The organism is Clostridium sp. K04 (assembly GCF_019734375.1).
Taxonomy (GTDB): domain Bacteria; phylum Bacillota; class Clostridia; order Clostridiales; family Clostridiaceae; genus Clostridium; species Clostridium saudiense.
This window is the reverse complement of record NZ_JAASHD010000017.1, coordinates 62,595-68,754: the sequence shown is the minus strand read 5'-3', so window position 1 is coordinate 68,754 and position 6,160 is coordinate 62,595. Positions and strand designations below refer to the sequence as shown.

5 protein-coding genes and 1 tRNA gene are annotated in these 6,160 nt (G+C 30.9%); all 6 read right to left on the bottom strand.

What is annotated here, in order from left to right:
* Position 1 precedes the first annotated feature (1 nt).
* The 6 genes from HCG70_RS08865 to HCG70_RS08840 all read right to left on the bottom strand — a co-directional run bounded on the left by HCG70_RS08865 (position 2) and on the right by HCG70_RS08840 (position 6,086).
* Positions 2-76, bottom strand: a tRNA-Asn gene (locus HCG70_RS08865).
* A 276-nt stretch (positions 77-352) separates the two neighbouring features.
* Positions 353-1,858, bottom strand: coding sequence for a lysine--tRNA ligase (lysS, locus tag HCG70_RS08860; protein ID WP_042402380.1), 1,506 nt, complete (start codon positions 1,856-1,858; stop codon positions 353-355).
* 15 nt (positions 1,859-1,873) lie between these two features.
* Positions 1,874-2,356, bottom strand: coding sequence for a transcription elongation factor GreA (gene greA / locus HCG70_RS08855; RefSeq protein WP_042402383.1), 483 nt, complete (start codon positions 2,354-2,356; stop codon positions 1,874-1,876).
* A gap of 169 nt (positions 2,357-2,525) precedes the next feature.
* Positions 2,526-3,500, bottom strand: a complete 975-nt coding sequence (gene dusB / locus HCG70_RS08850) for a tRNA dihydrouridine synthase DusB (protein ID WP_042402386.1) — start codon at positions 3,498-3,500, stop codon at positions 2,526-2,528.
* Between the two features lie 4 nt (positions 3,501-3,504).
* The gene (locus tag HCG70_RS08845) at positions 3,505-4,284 is read right to left on the bottom strand and encodes a type III pantothenate kinase (RefSeq protein WP_042402389.1); all 780 of its coding nucleotides are present in this window, start codon (positions 4,282-4,284) and stop codon (positions 3,505-3,507) included.
* Positions 4,285-4,415: 131 nt separating this feature from the next.
* Positions 4,416-6,086, bottom strand: coding sequence for a formate--tetrahydrofolate ligase (locus HCG70_RS08840; RefSeq protein ID WP_042402392.1), 1,671 nt, complete (start codon positions 6,084-6,086; stop codon positions 4,416-4,418).
* Positions 6,087-6,160 lie beyond the last annotated feature (74 nt).

The following is a 6,160-nucleotide window of genomic DNA, read 5'->3' as shown; positions in this document are numbered from 1 at the left end:
ATGGCTCCGCGAAGAGGACTCGAACCTCCAGCCTATCGGTTAACAGCCGAGTGCTCCACCATTGAGCTATCGCGGAATGTCATTGCATAATTTATTATATCAGCTTTCTTATAAAATGCAACACTTTTTTTCTATTTTTTTATTTTTTTTATTCTAATCCTTATTTTTATCTAATTAACCTTGCTTTTATTAATAAAGTCAGCAAACTAAAAATTAGTAAGTTACAAGTGATAAATTAAATATGGAGTGAATTTGAATATTTTAAAATATAATATTCAAGCTTCATCATATACTTAATTCATTCTTCACTTTATCTCTTGTAACAAAAAAACCACCTTCCGGTGGTTTTTTATTAGTTTATTGGTTTCATTGTTGGGAATAGTATAACGTCTCTTATTGATGCTGAATCAGTTAAGAACATTATTAATCTATCTATTCCTATTCCAAGTCCACCTGTTGGTGGCATACCTGTTTCTAATGCGCTCATGAATTCTTCATCGATCATGTAAGCTTCATCATCACCAAGTTCTCTTTCTTTTTCTTGTTGCGCAAATCTTTCTCTTTGAACGATTGGATCATTTAATTCAGAGTATGCATTACATAACTCTCTACCAAATACGAATCCTTCAAATCTTTCAGTGAACATTTCATTTCCTCTCTTTTTCTTTGTAAGAGGTGAAATCTCTACAGGATAATCTATGATAAATGTTGGTTGTATCATATGTTCTTCACAGAATTCCTCATATAACATATTTAATACTTCACCTTTAGTTACAGTATTTAATGGTTTTGGGAATTCTAAATGTTTTTCTTTAGCAATAGCTTGAGCTTCTTCATCTGATTTAATTGTAGCAAAATCAACTCCAGCATATTCCTTAACAGCATCAACCATAGTGATTCTTCTCCATGGTGGCATAAAGTCTATTTCAGTTCCTTGGTAAGTAACCTTTGTTGTTCCATTAACTTTCTTGCACACTTCTGCAACCATATTTTCAGTTAATTCCATCATATCATTATAATCAGCAAAAGCTTGATATAATTCAATCATAGTAAACTCAGGATTATGTCTTACTGACATACCTTCATTTCTAAAAGTTCTTCCTAATTCATAAACTTTTTCAAAACCAGCAACAATACATCTCTTTAAGTATAGCTCTGGAGCTATTCTTAAGAACATATCTAAATCTAATGTATTATGGTGAGTTATGAAAGGTCTAGCAGAAGCTCCACCAGCTATTGTTGCAAGCATTGGTGTTTCAACTTCTAAGAATCCTCTATTATCTAAGAATTCTCTTATTCCTTTTATAATTTGACTTCTCTTCATAAAAGTAGACTTAACTTCTGGATTTGTTATAATATCTACTTCTCTTTGTCTATATCTTAAATCTGGATCTTTTAATCCATGCCATTTTTCTGGAAGTGGTTTTAATGATTTACATATTAATTCTATTTCTTTAGCTTTAATAGATATTTCACCTGTTTTAGTCTTAAAGACTTCTCCAGTACAAGCAACCCAATCTCCTAAATCATTAGATTTATATTGCTTTAATGCTTCTTCTCCAACTTCATCAATCTTTATAAATAATTGGATTTTACCATCTCTGTCGTAGATATCAGAGAAAACAACTTTTCCTTGTCCTCTCTTAGACATAATTCTACCAGCAACTGTAACATCTTTACCTTCTAATTCCTCATAATTATCTTTAACTTGTTGTGAACTATGAGTTCTATTTACTTTGTATACATCGAAAGGATCTTTCCCTGCTTCTTGTAATTGAACTAGTTTCTCTCTTCTTAATCTTTCTTGTTCATTGAATTGTGATTCTAGTTCTTGCATGTTCATTTCTTCAGTTGACATTCACTATACCTCCAATTAGTCTCTTCTTATTTCTAAGACTTCAAACTTACTTACTCCGCTTGGAACTGCAACTTCTACTACATCTCCAACCTTTTTCCCTAATAATGCACTACCCACTGGTGATTCATTTGATATTTTAAAATTCATTGGATCTGCTTCTGCTGAACCAACAATTGTATATTCAACTTCTTCATCAAACTCGTAATCCATAACCTTTACTATAGATCCTACTGAAACCTTATCCTTTGGTATTTCGCTCTCATCAACAACAACTGCATTTTTTAACATATTTTCTAATTGAATAATTCTACCTTCAGTAAACGCTTGGTCGTTTTTAGCTTCATCATACTCAGAATTTTCACTTAAGTCTCCATATCCTAAAGCTACTTTTATCTTTTCAGTAATTTCTTTTCTTTTAACAGTTTTTAAGTATTCTAATTCCTCTTCAAGTTTTTTTACACCTTCGTAAGTCATTATAAATTTTTTTGCTTGACTCATAATCTTTCTCCCCTTCAAAACTTAACCGTATTCAACTTATAAATAGGCAAGTTTAGTAATCTTAAAATCATTTTAAATATTATAAATCAGGCTATTTCATCTGTCAATAAAATAGCTGACTATTTTCAATGCATCATTTTTACAATATTTCTCTATATAATATATATAGCTAAATATTTTTTAATTCATTTTTATATTCTTGCAATATATTAAATACTTCTGCACTTGTTGATAACGTATTTACTATATTCCTTAATTCACTACTTTTCGGTAATCCTTTTAGATACCACGAAGCATGCTTTCTCATTTCTTTTACAGCCTTAAATTCGCCATCATATTTAATAGCTAATTCATAATGTCTTAAACACATATTTATTTTTTCTTCTGCTGTAACAGGTAAAATTTCTTGGCCATTTAATACTCGTTCTATTTGATTAAATATCCATGGATTTCCCATACTTCCCCTTGCAATCATTATAGCATCACACTGAGTTATTTCTTTCATTCTTAATGCATCTTCAGGTGTAAATACATCTCCATTACCTATAACAGGTATAGATACTGCTTTTTTCACCTTACTTATTATATCCCAGTCAGCTTTTCCTTCATACATTTGTTTTTTAGTTCTTCCATGAACAGCAATTGCATCTGCTCCTGAATATTCCATTACTTTTGCAAATTCAACAGCATTAATATTATGCTCATCATATCCTTTTCTAAACTTAACAGTAACAGGTTTCTTTGAAACTTTTTTAATTTCACTTACTATCTCTCCAGCTAACTTAGGATTTAGCATTAAAGCTGAACCTTCTCCATTTTTAGTTATCTTAGGTGCAGGACATCCCATATTTATATCCAAAATACATATATCATCTATATTATTAAAATGGCTTTGTACAACTTCTGCCATTATCTTAGGATCATTTCCAAAAATTTGAGCTGCTACTGGCTTTTCTTCATCTGCAATTCTTAATAAAGTTTTAGTATTCTCACTTCCATAATATAATGCTTTTGCACTTACCATTTCCGTGTATACTAATCCACATCCCATTTCCTTGCATAATCCTCTAAATGAAATATCCGTTACTCCTGCCATAGGTGCTAAGAAAACACTTTTTTCAAAATTAAGGTTTCCTATTTTCATTTGTTTACTCCTTATTTTTATCGTAAATTATTCTTAACCCCTCTAATGTTAAGCTTGAATCAACCTTATCTATTACATTTGTTGATTTAGCTATTAAATTAGCTAAGCCTCCTGTTGCAATTACATATGGGTTTTCATATCCCATTGCAACCATCTCTTTTTTAGTCTTGCTAACTATATATTCTACTTGCCCTATATATCCATATAATATACCAGCTTGCATACTTGAAACAGTATTCTTACATATTATATTCTTTGGTAATTCTAACTCCACTCTAGGTAACTTTGCCGCTCTTTCAAACAATGCATCTGAAGAAATTCTTACCCCCGGACAAATACATCCACCTAAATAATTTCCGTCTTCAGTAACTGCACAATATGTAGTTGCAGTTCCAAAATCAATTATAATTACATCTCTTCTATATATTTCATGAGCAGCTACTGCATTTACAATTCTATCCGCTCCAACTTCCTTAGGATTATCATATTTAATATTTATTCCAGTCTTTACACCTGGTCCAACAATTATAGGATTTATATTAAAACTCTTCTTAACCATATTCTCTAAGGAATGCATTATATTAGGTACAACCGAAGAAATTATTATTCCTTTTACTTCTTTTGGATTTAAATCACTTTGATGGAATAATTGTATCATTTGAATACCATACTCATCTGAAGTTTTTTTAGAATCAGTAGAAATTCTCCAACCAGCTATATACTCGTTATCTTTGCATACTCCTATAACTATGTTGGTATTCCCCACATCTACCAGTAGAATCATAAACGCGCACCACCTTAACATAATTAAAGCAGCCCTAAAGCTGCTTTTATTGTACTATAAACAGTAATTTAAACTAATACTTTAATTTTAACAATTACATGTTATTTGTCAAGTGTTGTAAATTTTTATTTTTAGAACAATCCTACAATTTCACCATTTTCTAAAATATCCATTCTATTTGCTGCTGGTACCTTTGGTAAACCAGGCATTGTCATAATATCACCAGTTAATGCTACTATAAATCCAGCTCCATTTGAAACTCTAACTTCCTTAACAGTAATATCAAACCCTTCTGGTCTACCTAATAATGCTGGATTATCAGATAATGAATATTGTGTCTTTGCCATACAAATAGGTAGTTTATCTAATTCAAATTTTTCTAACTCTGCAATTTGCTTATTTGCTGCTGGAGTATATCTTACATCTTTTGCCCCATAAATTTCCCTGGCAATAGTTAATATTTTTTCTTTAATACTGCTCTTTTCATCATATAAAACTTTGAAGTTAGATTCTTTATTTTCTAATATATCATTAACTATATTAGCTAATTCTAATCCACCTTCTCCACCTTTAGCCCAAACATCACTTAAAGCAACCTTAACGCCTAATTTATCACAGAAATTCTTTATATATTCAATTTCTTCATCAGAATCAGTTAAGAATTTATTTATAGCTACTACTACTGGAATATTATATTTTTGCATATTTTCTATTTGCTTTTCTAAGTTAACTATTCCTTTAGCTAGTGCTTCAACATTTGGAGTATTTAAATCTTCTTTTTTAACACCTCCATGATGTTTTAAAGCTCTCATAGTAGCAACAACTACTACACAATTTGGTGTTAATCCACCATATCTACATTTAATATCTAAGAATTTTTCTGCGCCTAAGTCAGCTCCAAAACCACCTTCTGTAACTACTACATCACCTAATTTAAGTGCCATTTTTGTAGCAAGTATTGAGTTACATCCATGTGCAATATTTGCAAATGGTCCTCCGTGAATTATTGCTGGAGTATTTTCTAAAGTTTGAACTAAATTAGGTTTAACAGCATCTTTCATTAAAAGAGCCATTGCCCCTTGAACATCCAATTGTTTTGCATAAACTGGATTTCCATCTAAATCATATGCTATTAATATATTACCCATTCTTTCTTTAAGATCGCTTAAGCTAGTAGCTAAGCAAAGAATAGCCATTATTTCAGAAGCAACTGTTATCATAAATCCATCTTCTCTTAGGAAGCCATTTATTTTTCCACCCATTCCTACTACTATATTTCTTAACGCTCTATCATTCATATCCATAACTCTTTTAAATATAATTCTTCTTGAATCAATTCTTAAAGTATTTCCTTGATGAATATGATTATCTATAGCGGCACATAGTAAATTATTTGCTGTTGTAATTGCATGCATATCTCCAGTAAAATGTAGATTTATATCTTCCATAGGTACTACTTGTGCATATCCACCACCTGCTGCCCCTCCTTTAACTCCAAAAACTGGTCCTAATGAAGGCTCTCTCAATGCTATAACTGCTTTCTTCCCAGTTTTACATAATGCCTGCCCTAATCCTACTGTAACTGTTGATTTCCCTTCTCCAGCTGGAGTTGGATTTATCGCTGTTACAAGAACTAATTTCCCATCTTTTTTATCTTTATTTTTATTTAATACATCTAAAGAAATCTTACATTTATACTTTCCATAAAGCTCTATATCATCCTCACCTAAATTTAGTTTTTCCGCAATCTTAACTATAGGCTCCATTTTTGCTTCTTGAGCTATTTGAATATCACTTTTCATATTATAAACCTCCCTAACATCTTCAAATTTTTAGTATACTTAATTATATCATTATAAATTCCTTTTTTAAACAT

Coding starts and splice junctions, on each gene's coding strand:
- HCG70_RS08840 (WP_042402392.1), bottom strand. CDS start 6,086: ATGAAAAGTGATATTCAAATAGCTCAAGAAGCAAAAATGGAGCCTATA.
- lysS (WP_042402380.1), bottom strand. CDS start 1,858: ATGTCAACTGAAGAAATGAACATGCAAGAACTAGAATCACAATTCAAT.
- HCG70_RS08845 (WP_042402389.1), bottom strand. CDS start 4,284: ATGATTCTACTGGTAGATGTGGGGAATACCAACATAGTTATAGGAGTA.
- greA (WP_042402383.1), bottom strand. CDS start 2,356: ATGAGTCAAGCAAAAAAATTTATAATGACTTACGAAGGTGTAAAAAAA.
- dusB (WP_042402386.1), bottom strand. CDS start 3,500: ATGAAAATAGGAAACCTTAATTTTGAAAAAAGTGTTTTCTTAGCACCT.